Here is a 14,716-nt window from a genome sequence, read left to right as displayed (position 1 = left end):
GAGGGAAATGCCGCGTCCTCTCAGGCCGGCTTTCCTAGACTGGGCGGGTGGAGAGCGGCGCAGAGCACGGGCAGGTGGATGCCTCGCCGCGCCTGGGCGCCTCGGCGCACGTCGCGGTCGCCACAGCCACGGCCTCCGGCACGGGCACAGGCACGGGCACGGGCACGGGCACGGGCACAGGCTCCGGCCACGGGCACGCGCACGCGCGGCGGTTCGCGGCGGCGCCGCACACTCGGGCGCGACCTGACCGCACTCGCGGTGGTCGGGGTGCTGCTCGTCGGCGCGCTGGGCGCGACCGGGGCGGTGCTCTACCGCGATCTCTACAGCCCGTCGGCGTTCGTCACCCGCTACCTCGACCTGCTCGCCGGCAAGCAGGCCGCCGACGCCCTCGCCCTGCCCGGCGTCGCCGTGGATTCGGCGCAGCTGTTGGCAGCGGGCCTGCCCTCCGAGTCGAATCAGGCGCTCCTGCGCGCCGCGGCCCTCGCCCCGCTCACCGACGCCACGGTCGTCGGCACCGACGAGGGTGCCGACGGCGTCACGACGGTGACGGTGCACTACCAGGCCGGTCCGCACGAGGGAACGACCGCGTTCCGCGTCGAGCGCGCCGGCTGGGTCGGCGTCGCCCCCACCTGGCGCTTCTCGACCAGCCCGCTCGCCGCGATCGAACTGACGCTGCGCGGCGCGACCCGGTTCACGGTGAACGGCTTCGACCTCGACACCCGGCAGGTCGCCGGTGTCGACGCCGACCCGCTCGAGCCGGTGTCGCTTCTCGTCTTCTCGCCGGGGCTGTACTCGATCGAGGTCGATACCCCGGTGTCGACCTCGCGCGGGGTCGCCGTGCTCTCCGACAAGCCGCAGGCGAGCATCCCGGTCGACCTGCAGACCGAGCCGACGCCCGAGTTCGAGGCGGCGGTGCAGCAGCAGGTCGAAGACTTCCTCACCGCGTGCGCGACGCAGCAGGTGCTGCAGCCGACGGGATGCCCGTTCGGCCTGGTGGTCCGCAACCGCATCGAAGAGGCGCCCGTGTGGGCGATGGTGCAGCAGCCCGTCGTCTCGCTCGTACCGGACGGCGCGAACTGGGCCATCCAGCGCGTGCAGGCCGTCGCGCAGATCCAGGTCGACATCCAGTCGATCTTCGACGGCAGCGTGCGTCACCTCGACGAGGCCGTGCCCTTCTACGTGGCGGGCACCGTGACGATCCTGCCCGACGGCACGGCAGCCATCACGATCACCGACGGCAGCTGACCCGGCGGCCGCCCGCGCCCCGCCCGCCGCCCGGGCCCCCCGCCGCCCACTCCCGCGGGTCAGCGCCGCGCGCGGGCGTCGCGGTCGGCGAGCGCCTGCAGGCGCGCGTTGTACTCCTCGAGCTCGGCGTCGCCGGTGCGCTCGGCCTGACGGTCGGAGCGGCGCTGGGCACGGTCATCCGACCGGCTCCACTGGATCGCGACCGTGATCGCGAGGATCAGCGTCGGGATCTCGCCGATCGACCACGCCACGCCGCCGCCGGCGTACTGATCGACGAGCGGCGGATCGCCCCACGTGCGCCCCATCGACCCGAACCACTCCGCGACGAACAGGCCGGTCGACATCATGATGGAGATGCCGAAGAACGCGTGCATCGCCATGACGCCGATGAGGGTCAGCAGGCGGAACGGATACGGCAGGCGATACGGCACCGGGTCGATGCCGACGAGCGACTGCACGAACAGGTATCCCGAGATGAGGAAGTGCGCGACCATCCACTCGTGCCCGAGGTGGTCGTAGAGGCTCCAGCGGAAGAGGTCGGTGTAGTAGAACGCCCAGAGCGAGCCGATGAACATCGCCGCGGCGAACAGTGGGTGCGTGATGACGCGCGAGAACGGCGTGTGCACGGCCCAGAGGATCCACTCCCGACCGCCGCGGGTGCCGTCCGAACGCTTGACGATGGCGCGGGATGCCAGGGTCACCGGAGCCCCGAAGACGAGCATCATCGGGATCGCCATCGACAGCAGCATGTGCCCGACCATGTGCATGCTGAACAGGTAGTCCTGGTACGCGTTGACCGAGCCGCTCGTGACCCAGAGGAGCAGCGCCAGGCCGCCGAGCCACAGCACGGTGCGGTGGAGCGGCCAGCGGTCGCCGCGGCGACGCAGCCGCCACACCCCGGCCAGGTAGAAGAACACGCCGAACCCGACGGCGAAGGCCCACAGCACGTCGATGTCCCAGCTCGTGATCCAGCGGATCGGGGTGAGCTCGGGCGGCAGCGGCGCCCCGGTGAGCACCTCGGCGGGGCTCGGCACGGCGGGCAGTTTCGTGTCCACCGGCGGGGGCGTCCGCGAGAGGGCGACGGCGGCGCCCGACGCGATGCCCATGAAGGCCAGCTCGAGCGCGATGAGCCCCCAGAACCGTCCGGCGGCGCGGGCGCTGGACGGTTCGGCATCCGTTCTGATGCGGGCGATGAGTCGCAGGCGGTACGCGGCGCCGAGCACGCCGATCGCGATCAGGGCGATGACCTTCACGGCGAGGATCGCGCCGTACGGCGAGAACAGGTTCTGCCACGCGACGACGCCGACGATCGCGCGCGCGACGCCGGAGAGGGCGACCACGACGAACGCGGCGAGGGCGATCGACGAGTAGCGGGCGAGCACGTCGGCGAGCTCGGCGCGGTCGAGGCGCGGGCGGAGCGCCACGAGCAGCACCACCCCGCCGAGCCAGACCGCCGCGCCGATGATGTGCAGCGAGAGCGAGACGACGGCCGTGTTGTGGCCGGCCTCGTCGCCCGCGTGGCCCTGCGTGGCCATCGGGATGAGGGCGGCCACCGCGAGCGCGGTGACGAGGAGCGTCGGCGTCCAGCCGCGCACGGCGAAGGTGAGCACCGTGAGGACGGCGCCGGCGATCGTCGTCAGCGCCCAGGCGCGACCGACCTCGGTGTCGACGAGGAAGCGGCCGAGCTGCTGCCCGAACTCGGCGCCCGCGCTGGGGGCGGCGTTGAAGATGTTGACGAAGGTCAGGAAGGCGACGACGGCGCTCGAGACGGTGAAGATCGCCGCGGCGGCCGAGGCCACATCGAGCGCCGTGTCGAACGGGCGGCTGCCGGCGCGCAGTGCGAAGAGGGCGAGCACGAGCGAGCCGACCATGCCGGCGGCGGAGAGGTTCACCGCGAGCGTCGCGGTCGGAAGCCCCCAGCGCACGAGCGGCCCGGGATCGGCGATCAGCGGGGCATCCGCGCCCCCGCCGTAGAGGAGCCCGATGATCATCGCGGCGAGCGCGGCGATCAGGAGGATCGCAAGACCTGCGACCCGGTAGGCACGGGTGGGCACCCGTCCAGCCTACGCGGGCCTGCTCGGGCGGACAGCCAGAGACGACGAAGGGGGGATGCCACGTGGCATCCCCCTTCGTCAGCTGGTGCGGGTTACTTCGCGGCAGCCTTGAGCTTCGAGCCGGCGGTCACCTTGACGCGCTTGCCGGCCGGGATGGCGATCTCGGCGCCGGTCTGGGGGTTCCGGCCCGTGCGAGCGGCGGTGTTGACCGTCTCGAACGAGAGGAAGCCGGGGATGGTGACCTTCTCGCCCTTGGCGACGGCCTCGGCGACAGCCGAGAACAGACCGTCTACGACGCGGCCGACGGTGGCCTGGCTCTCGCCCGTCGCGCTGGCGATGCTGGCGACGAGCTCGGTCTTGGTGATAGCCATGGGGTTTCCTCCAGACGGCAGCGTGTGCCGACTTCAGTTACATCGGACCGGGCGATCGCCCGGGTCGGTCGGATGGACCGGTCCCGAATATACCCACGAACCGCGGAAATCCGCGGATTTCCGGCCTTCTCCCGTCATGTTCACCGGCGTGTCGCGTGTCTGGTGTGGTTTGTGTGACGTCTGTGGCCCTGGCATCGCGGCTCGGGCCGGCGCATGCAGAGAGGCCCGCCCCCTCGCGGGGACGGGCCTCTGTGTGCTGTGGTGCTTACCAGCTCGACTTGGTGACGCCGGGCAGCTCGCCCTTGTGCGCCATGTCGCGGAAGCGGACACGCGAGATGCCGAACTTCGACAGGTAGCCGCGGGGGCGACCGTCGATGGCGTCGCGGCCACGCAGGCGCACGGGCGACGCGTTGCGGGGCAGCTTCTGCAGGCCGACGCGGGCGGCCTCGCGGGCCTCGTCGGTCGCGTTCGGGTCGACGAGGGTCTTCTTCAGCTCGGCACGCTTCTCGGCGTAGCGGGCGACGACCTCTTCGCGCTGGTGGTTGCGCGCGATCTTGCTCTTCTTGGCCATGAGATCAGCGCTCCTCTCGGAATTCGACGTGCTTGCGGATCATCGGGTCGTACTTCTTCAGCACGATGCGGTCGGGGTTGTTGCGACGGTTCTTGCGCGTCACGTAGGTGTACCCCGTGCCGGCGGTCGAACGGAGCTTGATGATCGGACGGACGTCCTGAGCCTTCTTCGCCATTAGAGCTTCACACCCTTCGCGATGAGGTCCTTCACGACCGACTCGATGCCGCGGGCGTCGATGACCTTGATGCCCTTAGCCGAGACGTTCAGCGTGATCTTGCGACCAAGCGAAGGAACGTAGTAGGTCTTCTTCTGCACGTTCGGGTCGAAGCGGCGCTTCGTCCGGCGGTGCGAGTGCGAGATGTTGTGACCGAAGCCGGGAACCGCTCCAGTCACCTGGCACACTGCTGCCATGGTGGTTACTCCTTCTGTACCGTGAGGCCGGACGGCCCCACCCAAGATCCCTTGTCTGCACCCCGATCACCGGTGGATTTCGGTGGTGGGATACGAACTGCGCACTCGAGGGAGAGTCTTCTGCGCGCAGACAAAGAGTCAGTCTAGCACGGATGCCCCGCCCGCCCTGCGGGCGCCGGGCTGAGCCCCGGGCTGCGCATCGGCCGCCGGGCCGGCGCCGCGGCCCCAGCGGAAAGGCGACACCGTGGGGTCGCCGTCGATCCAGAAGCGCCAGGGGAAGGCATCCGTCCCCGCGACGCCGGCGACACCCACGCGCGGTCCGCTGACGACGCGCGGGTCGACGGATGCCGGCAGCCACAGCCGCGCGACGGCGCGCGCCTGCTCGACCCCGGTCACCGCGTCGATGCCGTCGTGCACGGGATGGCGAAGGCCCACCGCATCGCCCAGCCGGCCGGGGCCGCGGGCGAGATCTCGGCGCACGCGCGCGGCGGGGCGGCGGCGCTCCGCAGCATCCACGCCGTCGATCACCTCGCCGGCGCGCAGCAGGATTCCGCCCGCCGTCCCCTCGGGTCCGCACACCACGTTGACGCACGAGTGGATGCCGTGGCTGAGGTACACGTACAGATGCCCGGGCTCACCCCACATGGTGGCGTTCCGGGCGGTCGGGCCCATCCGGGCGTGCGACCCGGGGTCGGGCCGGTCGCCGGTGCCGGCTCCGTGGTAGGCCTCCACCTCGGTGAGCCGCACGGCCACGGTCTCGCCGCCGGAGGTCACCTCGAGCACCCCGCCGAGCAGGCGCGGCGCGACGTCGACCGGCAGACCGGCGAGCGCCTCGCGGGTCGCCGGCACGAGCGGCTCACCAACCGTCGGACCGGTGGTGCCTGTGTTGTCGGGTGCGACCGCCGGGTCAACACCCGCCCCACTGCTCCGACCGCTGGCGGCGGACCCCCTGGCAGCGCCGCCCCGACCGGCAGCCCCGTCCGGGCCGCCCCCCACCCGCCCGGTCACAGGCGCGGCGGGGTCTGGCACCACGAGATGTCGAAGCCGGCGAGCGCGACCTGCTCGCGGCCGTCGGCGAGCGACACCACGTGGGTCTGGAGCTTCTCGGGCAGCGGCAGCTGGTGACCGTCGTAGGGGTTGTCGGCCGCTTCGGGCGCGACGAGGAACGCGGCGTAGCGCCCGCTCGGCGACACGCAGGTCTCGATGAGGGTGTCGCCCGGCTCGACCGAGAACACCGGGCGGGCCGCGCCCTGCTCGTCGACGAGGTGCACCGTCGTCGAGCGCACGGTGAAGCCGTCGAGCTGCGCGAGCACCCGCAGCGTCTGCCCGTCGGCGAGGGGGATGACGCTGTTGACCCGACCGAGTGCCTTGTCGGTCGGCGCCAGCGCCGCCTCCTGCGCCGTCGCGAGGTCGATCGCGACGGGGCCGTCGACCCGCTCTACGACGACCGTGGTCGAGCCACGGGCGATGCCCGTGATCGCGACCGCGTTGCCCAGCGCGACGGGGGCGCCGCCCGAGGGCGAGACGAGAGTCAGCGCGCCGTCGTACGTCAGCGTGAGGAGGCTGTCGGTGCCCGGCACGAACCGCCAGTCGTCGACGCGCGAGTCGCCGCCGGTGCGCGTGACCTGCGTGGGCTCGTCACCCTGCTGCGCTTCGGCCAGCGACGCCGTGAAGAGGATGCTCGCCCGGGCGCCCGGCGCGCCGACGTCGGCATCGCTGAACGTGTACCCGACGAGGTTGCCGCGGTCGGCGCTCTGCAGATTCGACAGAATGCCCTCACCGGGGAGCGTCAGCTCACGCTGGTTCTGCCCGTCGAGGTCGGTGACGACCAGGTGCGAATGCCCGTCGGCATCCATCGTCGAGACGACGAGATAGCCGGCGGTCGCCCGGAAGTCCTCGATCTGCGCGTCGGTGAACACCGGCACCGCGGCGTCGCCGGCGAGGTCGGTGCGGAAGATCGTGTCGCCGTCCGAGCCTCGCTGCAGGATGTACGACTGCAGCGGTGGCGTCAGAAAGCTCTTCGTGATGGTCGTGGATGCCCCGCCGCCGACACCGGTCACGTCGGCGATCGTCACGGTGTACTCGGTGTCGTCCCACAGCGGCATCGCGAAGCGCACGCCGACGCTCCGCCCCGACGTGTCCACGGTGAACGCGGTCGCGGGGCTCACGGACACCTGGTCGGGCGAGACCTCGGCGAGCGACTGCGTCGTGGTGAAGATCAGCCGCGACCCGGCGGCGCTGACCGCGGCATCCGGATCGACGCTCACGCGCGTCACGCGCGGGCCCTGCGCCGTCGTCACCGCGGCGCCGGCGAGGCCGACGATCCCGAGCACCGCGATCACCGCGGCGAACGCGACGAGAAACGCCCGCGAGCGCCGGCGGCGGGTGCGCGCGCGCCGGGTTCCCGCGTCAGTACTCATACGGGTCCTTCGGCGGGTCGATCGCCTCGATCGACGACGGATGCACGGCGAGCCGCCCGTCGTCGTCGCGGATCGTGCCGGTCACGGTGACCCACTGGCCCGTCTCGACGCCGTCGGAGGAGGCGATCGTCACGCTCGCCGGCTGCGCGTCGATGACGCAGTGCGTGATGACGAGCCGGGTGAGCGCGAATCCCCCGTCGGCCGGCGTCGCGAATCCGGTGAGGGTGACCTCGTTGCCGTCGAACGCCTCGGGGTTGGTCGCCGTCGCGAACACGCTCGCCCACTCGCCGACGCCGAAGCTCGCGGTGTCGCCGGTCGCGGCGAGCGCGACCGTGTCGGCACCCTGGAACAGCGGCGGCGTGCCGATGTCGCGCTGCATCGCCAACTCCGCCGACAGCGTCGCGGGCGGGGTCAGCACGATCGCGGCCACGACGCCGGTGGCGAGGATGCCTCCGGTGAGGGTCGCGGCACCGCCCCAGAACCCGCGCGGCGCGCCGTGATCGTGGTCGTGCGGCGCGCCGTGATCGTGGTCGTGCGCCGCGCCGTGGTCGTGCGCGTGCGCGTCGCCGTGGTCGTGACCGCCGAGTCCGTCCGCGCCGCCCGGCGCGGGCGCGTGGCCGTGATCGTGCCCGTGGTCGTTCTCGGCGCCGCGCGGGAGGGCGAAGCTCGCGGCGCAGCCGACCAGCGCGATGAGCGCCATCGACACCGCGAACCACGTCGAATCCGGGTTGATGTAGAGGCCGAGGCTGCCGCTCAGCCACAGCGCGATCGTGACGGCCGAGAGCCCCGCCGCGAGACCCACGCCGAGCAGGCGCGCCCCCGTGACACGTGGGGCGTCGCGGTGCGCGCCGCCCCACGTGACCGCGGAGGCGGACGACCGAGACGAACGCGACTCCGACAGCACCGACTCAGACAAAGAGGTTCACCACCGATCCGACGGCGACGGCGAACAGCACGACGATCACGACGAGGCCCACGAGCACCTTGGTGCGGAAGGTGGTGCGCAAGAGCGCCAGCATCTTCACGTCGACGAGGGGCCCGACGAGGAGGAACGCCACGATCGAGCCGGGCGTGAACGTCGAGGCGAACGAGAGCGCGAAGAACGAGTCGACGTTCGAGCAGATCGAGACGATCATCGCGAGCGCGATCATCGCGACGATCGACAGCGCCGGGTTCGAGCCGATCGCGAGCAGCGCCGAGCGCGGCACCAGCACCTGCACGGCGCCGGCGAGCGCCGAACCGATGATGAGGGCCGGCATCACGGCGCGCAGTTCGACGACGAACTGGGCGAGGCTGCGGCGACCGCGGTCGGTGTGCGCCGTGGCATCCGGGTCGTTCGCGATCGCGCAGGTGGCGGCGAAGCGCTCGGTGACGAGCGCGTCGGGGTCGGGGTGCTTGCTGTAGAGCCAGCCGATGAGGTTCGCGACCGCGAAGCCGCCCAGCAGTCGTACGACGAGGATGCCGTCGTCGAAGCCGAACGCCTGGTGCGTCGTGATGATGACGATGGGATTCACGATCGGGGCGGCGATCAGGAAGGTGAGGGTCTCGGGCACGGTGAATCCGCGCATCATGAGGCCGCGCGCGAACGGCACGTTGCCGCACTCGCACACCGGCACGAACATGCCGAGCAGCGACAGCGCCATGCGGCGGGCCCACGCGCGGCGGGGCATCCACCGCTCGATCATCCCCGGCGGCACCCACACCTGCACGACGATCGAGAGCAGCACGCCGAGGATCACGAACGGCATCGACTCGATCAGCACGCTGATCGAGAGGGTCAGGCCGTCCTGCAGGCGGGTCGGGAGCGCCGGCCCGGGCGAGACGAGGGCGAGCACGACGAGCGCGACCACCACGAGCGCGCCGGCGACGAGGAGCCCGCCCCGCCGCAGGCGAGGGTCGCGCTCCAGCCGCGCGGTGCGCGGGGCGAGGCTCTGCTCAGTCACGGATCTCTGCGGGGGCGGCGGCCGTCGCGGCGGCGCCCTGCGGGTCGGCAGCGGCAGCGGCAGTGACGGCGGCGGCGGTCGTGGCGGGCGCGGCCTGCGCGGCGGTGCACGTCTCGCACAGGCCGAAGATGTCGACGACGTGCTCGGCCTGGGTGAAGCCGTGCGCGGCGGCGGTGCGCTGCGCCCAGGCCTCGACCTCGCGCGCCTCGATCTCGACGGCGCGGCCGCACGAACGGCAGATCAGGTGGTGGTGGTGGCCGGTGCTCGAGCAGGCCCGGTAGATGGCCTCGCCCTCGGGGCTCTGCAGCTGGTCGGCCTCGCCGCTGGCGGCGAGGGTCGCGAGGGTGCGGTAGACGGTCGCGAGACCGATGCCGCTGCCTCCCTGGCGCAGCGTCGCGTGCAGGTCCTGCGCGCTGACGAACCCTGCGGCGTCGCCGAGGGCCTCGCGCACGCGATCGCGCTGCCAGGTGTTGCGCTGGGCCATGCCGAGATCCTAGCGAGACCGTCTTGGAGCGGGCTGGGCGCCCCGGCTCATGCGCGCGACACGCGGCCGCGCCGCGAGCCGGCGATGCGGCAGACGAGATAGACGAGGAACGAGAGGGTCGTGATGTACGGGCTCACCGGCAGGGTGCCCATGACGGCGAGCAGGATGCCTCCGACCGCCGAGACCAGACCGAAGGCGGCCGAGAGGAGCGGCAGCGCGATGGTGCCGCTCGTGATGCGCGCGGCGGCGGCCGCCGTGGTGACGACGAGCGACATGACCAGGAGCGCCCCGATGATGTGCACCGCGACGGCGACGACGAGTCCGAGCAGCAGCATGAACCCGAGCGAGACCGCGACGGTGGGAACGCCCCGCGCGGCCGCCGACTGCGGGTCGAGCGAGTCGAAGGCGAGGGGGCGCCAGATCAGCAGCAGGGCGACCAGCACGAACGCGCAGATCACGATCAGCCAGCCCAGCTGCACGTTCTGCACCGACACGACCTGCCCGGTGAGCAGGCTGAACCGGTTGGCGCTGCGCCCGTTGTAGAGGGAGAGGAAGAGGATGCCGAGGCCCAGGCCGAACGGCATGAGCACCCCGATGATCGAGTTGCGGTCGCGCGCCTTCGCGCCGAGCACGCCGATGAGCGCGGCGGCGATGAGCGAGCCCACGATCGAGCCGGTGACGACGTCGACGCCGACGAGGAGCGCCGCCGCGGCACCGGCGAACGACAGCTCGCTGATGCCGTGCACCGCGAACGCCATGTCGCGCTGCATCACGAACACGCCGATGAGCCCGCCGACGAGGCCGAGCACGGCCCCCGCCCAGACCGAGTTCGATACGAGCGCGAGGATCTCGGCGTAGTCCGGCAGTCCGCCGAACATCGCGTCGCCGATGTCCGACCAGTTCACGCGTGCTCCTCGTTGTCGTGGTGGTGGTGGGATGCCTCGGCGTCGGGCGCACCCACGACGACCAGCCGGTCGCCGGCGCGCAGCACGAACACGGGCGCCCCGTAGAGGTCGGTGAGCACCGGCGAGGTGAGCACATCTTTCGGGGTGCCGAGCATGAACCGGCCGTTCGCGATGTAGAGGATGCGGTCGACCTTGTCGAGCACCGGGTTGATGTCGTGGGTCACCAGGAGCACGCCGGCGCCCGTGCGGCGGTGCTGGTCGATGAGGCGTACGACGGCCTGCTGGTTGGCGAGGTCGAGGCTCGTGAGCGGTTCGTCGCACAGCAGCAGGCGCGGATCGTCGGCGAGCGCCTGCCCGACGCGCAGCCGCTGCTGCTCGCCGCCCGAGAGCACCCCGACCGGCTCGTTCGCGAAGCTGCGCGCTCCGACGGCGTCGATGAGGGCGTCGATGCGCTCGCGGTCGGCGCGTCGGGTGATCGGCAGGCCGAACCGGTGCCCGTCGACGCCGAGGGCGACGAGGTCGCGGCCGCGCATCGCGGTGTCGCGGGGCAGCGGGCGGGCCTGCGGCAGGTACCCGATGTGACGGTTGCCCTTGCGGCCGTGGCCGCCGGGTCGCACGGGTTCGCCGAGCGCGGTGATCGTGCCCGCGCTGAGCGGCTCGAGCCCGAGGATGGCGCGGAGCAGCGTCGTCTTGCCCGAGCCGCTCGGCCCGAGGACGGCGATCAGCTCGCCCGGCGCGACGGTGAGGTCGAGGCCCTCCCACAGGGTGCGGTCGCCGCGGCGGAGTGCGGCACCACTGATCTGCAGCACCGGCGGGGTCGCCGGGCTCCCCTGCGACGCGGCGCTGGGGCCTTCGGGGGCGGCGTCGATGGTCACCGGGACAGCGTATCCGCGAGCGCGGCCACGTTCGCCTGCATCCAGGTCAGGTAGGTGTCGCCGTCGGGCACGAGCTCGGTGAACTCGAGCACCGGGATGCCTGCGCCCTTGGCCCTGGCCACGACCTCGTCGGTCTCGGCCCCGCCGGTCTGCGCGTTGACGATGAGCACGCGCACCTCGCCCGAGGTCAGGATGCGCACCGCCTCGAGCAGGGTCGCGGGCGGGACATCCTGCCCCTCCTCGACCGCTTGGCTGAAGGCGGCGGGCGTCGCGTTCTCGAGGCCCGCGGCGGCGGTGAGGTACAGCGGCACGGGTTCGGTGACGAACACCTTCTGGCCGCCGACCCGCGTCTTGAGCTCGTCGAGGCTCGTCTCGATGCCGTCGATCCCCGCGGCGAACGTCTCGTAGTTCGCCTGGTAGGTGGCCGCGTTCGCGGCATCCAGCTCGCCGAGCTCGTGCGCGATGTCCTCCGCGACGTGCGCGATGGTGTGCGGGTCGTACCAGACGTGCTCGTTGAAGCCCTCGATGTGGTCGTGGCCGTCGTGATCGTGATCGTCGGTGGCGTCGGATTCGGGGGTGGCGTCGTCGGTGGCGTCGTCGTGGTCGGCCGCGCCGTGGCCGGCGTTGCCGGGCCAGTCGTGCGAGAACTCGACCGCCGTGATGACGGGGGCCTCCGTGCCCGTCCCCTCGATCATCGCGTCCATGAATGCGTCGTAACCGCCGCCGTTCTCGATGATGAGGGAGGCGCGCGAGACGGTGAGCTGATCGCGGGCGGATGCCTCGTAGGAGTGCGGATCCTGGGCCACCGACGTGATGATCGACTGCACCTCGACGAGGTCGCCGGCGATCGCCGCGGCGATGTCGCCGTAGACGTTGGTCGAGGCCACGACCTGCAGCTTGCCGTCGCCGGTCTGCTCGCCTGTGGCGCCACCGGCGCAGCCGGCGAGTGCGAGCACGGAGGCCGCGACCAGCGCGGCGGCGGGGAGGAATCGCGAGGTCATGAAGACAGTCTAGACGTTATTGATAATCGTTCTCAAATCGCACGGCAGGAGTGAGCGCGGAGTCGACGTCGGGTCGCGCAGCGGAATACTCCCCGGGGGTATACCGTTGCTTGCATCGGGCCTCGACAACCCTGCAGGAGAGACGATGACGATGCCGACACACGACCACGACCACGACGCGCCGATGGACCACGGCGGCCAGACCGGGCACGGCGGCCACGCTGGGCAGCACGACGCGAGCCACGCCGGGCACGCCGGCCACGGCGGCCACGGCGGCCACGACCACGCGGGGCACGTCGCCCGCTTCCGCAAGCTCTTCTGGATCAACCTGATCCTCGCCGTGCCCGTCGTGGCGCTCTCGCCGATGTTCGCGATGATCCTCGGCTACACCGTCCCGGCGGGCCTGCTGTGGGTCTCGCCCGTCCTCGGCACCGTGATGTACGTGTGGGGCGGGTGGCCGTTCCTCACCGGCGCCGCCGCCGAGCTGCGCACGCGGCGCCCCGGGATGATGATGCTCATCGCGCTCGCGACCACCGTGGCGTTCCTCTCGTCGTGGGGCGCGACCCTCGGCATCCTGCATCACGAGCTCGAGTTCTGGTGGGAGCTCGCACTCCTCATCGTCATCATGCTGCTCGGACACTGGATCGAGATGCGCTCCCTCGCGCAGACGATGTCGGCGCTCGATTCGCTCGCGGCGCTGCTGCCCGACGAGGCCGAGCGCGTGGAGGGCGATACGGTCGTGCGCGTCGCCCCGTCGGACCTCCGTGTCGGAGACGTGGTCGTCGTCCGCCCGGGCGGCAGCGTGCCCGCCGACGGGCGCGTCGTCGACGGGCGGGCCGATGTCGACGAGTCGATGGTCACGGGCGAGTCGCGCCCGGTCTCCCGCGGTGTCGGCGACGCGGTCACGGCGGGGACGGTCGCCACCGACTCGGGGCTCCGCGTCGAGGTCACCGCGACGGGCGATGACACGACGCTCGCAGGCATCCGCCGGCTCGTCAGCGAGGCGCAGAACTCCACCTCGCGCGCGCAGCTGATCGCCGACCGCGCCGCGGCGTGGCTGTTCTGGTTCGCGCTCGGTGCGGCGGCGATCACCGCCGCCGTCTGGACCCTCGTCGGAGACCCCGACGCGGCGGTCGTCCGCACGATCACCGTGCTGGTGATCGCCTGCCCGCATGCGCTCGGCCTGGCGATCCCGCTCGTCGTCTCGATCGCGACCGAGCGCGCGGCGCGCGGCGGCGTGCTCGTGAAGGACCGCGGCGCCCTGGAGAGCATGCGCACCGTCGACGTCGTCGTCTTCGACAAGACCGGCACCCTCACGACCGGGACGCCCGCCGTGACCGAGATCGCACCGGCCGCCGGTCGCACCGCCAACGAGGTGCTCGCCCTCGCCGCGGCGGCCGAGACCGACAGCGAGCATCCCCTCGCCCGCGCGATCGTGCGCGCTGCGGACGATCGCGTCCTGGCCGTGCCGGATGCCTCGGACTTCCGCTCGGCACCGGCGGTCGGCGTCACCGCGACGGTCGACGGGCGCGAGGTGCGGGTCGGCGGGCCGCGTCTGCTGTCCGACATCGGAGCTGTGGAGATGGATGCCGCGGACGCGTGGCGGCGCGACGGCGCGATCATCCTGCACGTCGCGGTCGACGGCGACGTGGTGGGGGCGCTCGCCCTCGCCGACGCGGTGCGGCCGGAGTCGCACGAGGCGGTGGAGGCCCTGCACGCGCTCGGGATCGAGGTCGTCATGATCACGGGCGACGCCGAGGCCGTCGCCCGGACGGTCGCAGGCGCGCTGGGCATCGACCGGGTGTTCGCCGGCGTGCGCCCCGAGGACAAGTCGGCGCGCATCGCCGAGCTGCAGCACGAGGGCCGGCGGGTCGCGATGGTCGGAGATGGCGTGAACGATGCGCCCGCGCTCGCCCAGGCGGACGTCGGGATCGCGATCGGGGCGGGCACCGACGTCGCGATCGCGTCGGCGGGGATCATCCTGGCGAGCTCCGACCCGCGCTCGGTGCTGTCGGTGATCGAGCTGTCGCGGGCGACGTACCGCAAGATGCGGCAGAACCTGTGGTGGGCGGCGGGGTACAACCTGATCTCGGTGCCGCTCGCGGCGGGCGTCCTCGCTCCCGTCGGGTTCGTGCTGCCGATGGCGGTCGGCGCGGTGCTGATGTCGCTGTCGACGGTGGTCGTGGCGCTCAACGCGCAGCTGCTGCGACGCCTGGACCTCTCCCCCGAGGCCTCCACCCGTCGCATCCTCGACCGCCGACACCGGCCGACGACCGCGGCCGCGCGACCGTGGCCGCGCCGCTGTTCGGATGCCCGAAATGCTGACAATCCCGCTCTCCGCTTGAGATCGGGGCGCGCGAAGCAGCAGGCTGATCTGCGGCATCCCACGCTCGACGACGTCGTGGACCACCCCCACCCCCATCGATGAAGGATCCG

15 protein-coding genes are annotated in these 14,716 nt (G+C 72.1%); 2 read left to right on the top strand and 13 right to left on the bottom strand.

Annotated features, from left to right (window positions below):
* The first annotated feature begins 267 nt into the window (after positions 1–267).
* On the top strand, positions 268–1,245 hold the full coding sequence (locus FHX68_RS09490) for a hypothetical protein (RefSeq protein ID WP_342353564.1): 978 nt from the start codon (positions 268–270) through the stop codon (positions 1,243–1,245).
* 59 nt (positions 1,246–1,304) lie between these two features.
* Here the strand turns inward: FHX68_RS09490 and FHX68_RS09485 are convergent, their stop codons facing one another.
* From FHX68_RS09485 to FHX68_RS09425, 13 genes are all read right to left on the bottom strand, one after another.
* Positions 1,305–3,299: a bifunctional copper resistance protein CopD/cytochrome c oxidase assembly protein gene (locus FHX68_RS09485; RefSeq protein ID WP_141380637.1), complete on the bottom strand. Its 1,995-nt coding sequence runs from the start codon at positions 3,297–3,299 to the stop codon at positions 1,305–1,307.
* Positions 3,300–3,391: 92 nt separating this feature from the next.
* Positions 3,392–3,670 (bottom strand): HU family DNA-binding protein, encoded by a 279-nt coding sequence (locus tag FHX68_RS09480; protein WP_141380636.1) that lies wholly within the window; start codon positions 3,668–3,670, stop codon positions 3,392–3,394.
* Between the two features lie 265 nt (positions 3,671–3,935).
* Positions 3,936–4,241 carry a 30S ribosomal protein S14 gene (rpsN, locus tag FHX68_RS09475; RefSeq protein WP_141380635.1) on the bottom strand — a complete coding sequence of 102 codons (306 nt, stop codon included), beginning with the start codon at positions 4,239–4,241 and terminating at the stop codon, positions 3,936–3,938.
* A gap of 4 nt (positions 4,242–4,245) precedes the next feature.
* Positions 4,246–4,416: a 50S ribosomal protein L33 gene (gene rpmG / locus FHX68_RS09470; protein ID WP_141380634.1), complete on the bottom strand. Its 171-nt coding sequence runs from the start codon at positions 4,414–4,416 to the stop codon at positions 4,246–4,248.
* A complete protein-coding gene (gene rpmB, locus FHX68_RS09465; RefSeq protein WP_005051771.1) occupies positions 4,416–4,652 on the bottom strand; it encodes a 50S ribosomal protein L28 in 237 nt (78 codons plus the stop codon). The genes rpmG and rpmB overlap by 1 nt, the downstream gene beginning before the upstream one ends.
* A gap of 138 nt (positions 4,653–4,790) precedes the next feature.
* Positions 4,791–5,501, bottom strand: a complete 711-nt coding sequence (locus FHX68_RS09460; RefSeq protein ID WP_141380633.1) for a DNA-3-methyladenine glycosylase — start codon at positions 5,499–5,501, stop codon at positions 4,791–4,793.
* 155 nt (positions 5,502–5,656) lie between these two features.
* On the bottom strand, positions 5,657–7,072 hold the full coding sequence (locus tag FHX68_RS09455; protein WP_141380632.1) for a hypothetical protein: 1,416 nt from the start codon (positions 7,070–7,072) through the stop codon (positions 5,657–5,659).
* The gene (locus tag FHX68_RS09450) at positions 7,062–7,883 is read right to left on the bottom strand and encodes a TIGR03943 family putative permease subunit (RefSeq protein ID WP_141380650.1); all 822 of its coding nucleotides are present in this window, start codon (positions 7,881–7,883) and stop codon (positions 7,062–7,064) included. The genes FHX68_RS09455 and FHX68_RS09450 overlap by 11 nt, the downstream gene beginning before the upstream one ends.
* Before the next feature lie 97 nt (positions 7,884–7,980).
* A complete protein-coding gene (locus FHX68_RS09445; RefSeq protein WP_229661579.1) occupies positions 7,981–9,015 on the bottom strand; it encodes a permease in 1,035 nt (344 codons plus the stop codon).
* Positions 9,008–9,499 carry a Fur family transcriptional regulator gene (locus FHX68_RS09440; RefSeq protein WP_141380631.1) on the bottom strand — a complete coding sequence of 164 codons (492 nt, stop codon included), beginning with the start codon at positions 9,497–9,499 and terminating at the stop codon, positions 9,008–9,010. The genes FHX68_RS09445 and FHX68_RS09440 overlap by 8 nt, the downstream gene beginning before the upstream one ends.
* A gap of 47 nt (positions 9,500–9,546) precedes the next feature.
* Positions 9,547–10,404, bottom strand: a complete 858-nt coding sequence (locus FHX68_RS09435; protein WP_141380630.1) for a metal ABC transporter permease — start codon at positions 10,402–10,404, stop codon at positions 9,547–9,549.
* A complete protein-coding gene (locus FHX68_RS09430) occupies positions 10,401–11,273 on the bottom strand; it encodes a metal ABC transporter ATP-binding protein (protein WP_141380648.1) in 873 nt (290 codons plus the stop codon). The genes FHX68_RS09435 and FHX68_RS09430 overlap by 4 nt, the downstream gene beginning before the upstream one ends.
* Positions 11,274–11,275: 2 nt before the next feature.
* Complete coding sequence (locus FHX68_RS09425; RefSeq protein ID WP_141380629.1) at positions 11,276–12,280, bottom strand: metal ABC transporter solute-binding protein, Zn/Mn family; 1,005 nt, start codon at positions 12,278–12,280, stop codon at positions 11,276–11,278.
* A gap of 145 nt (positions 12,281–12,425) precedes the next feature.
* On the opposite strand from FHX68_RS09425, the gene FHX68_RS09420 reads away from it, so the two are divergent.
* Complete coding sequence (locus FHX68_RS09420; RefSeq protein WP_141380628.1) at positions 12,426–14,708, top strand: heavy metal translocating P-type ATPase; 2,283 nt, start codon at positions 12,426–12,428, stop codon at positions 14,706–14,708.
* Positions 14,709–14,716: the final 8 nt, after the last annotated feature.

The sequence above is a fragment of the Microbacterium lacticum genome (assembly GCF_006716815.1).
In the GTDB taxonomy this organism is placed as follows: domain Bacteria; phylum Actinomycetota; class Actinomycetes; order Actinomycetales; family Microbacteriaceae; genus Microbacterium; species Microbacterium lacticum.
This window is presented reverse-complemented; position numbering and strand designations above follow the sequence as displayed.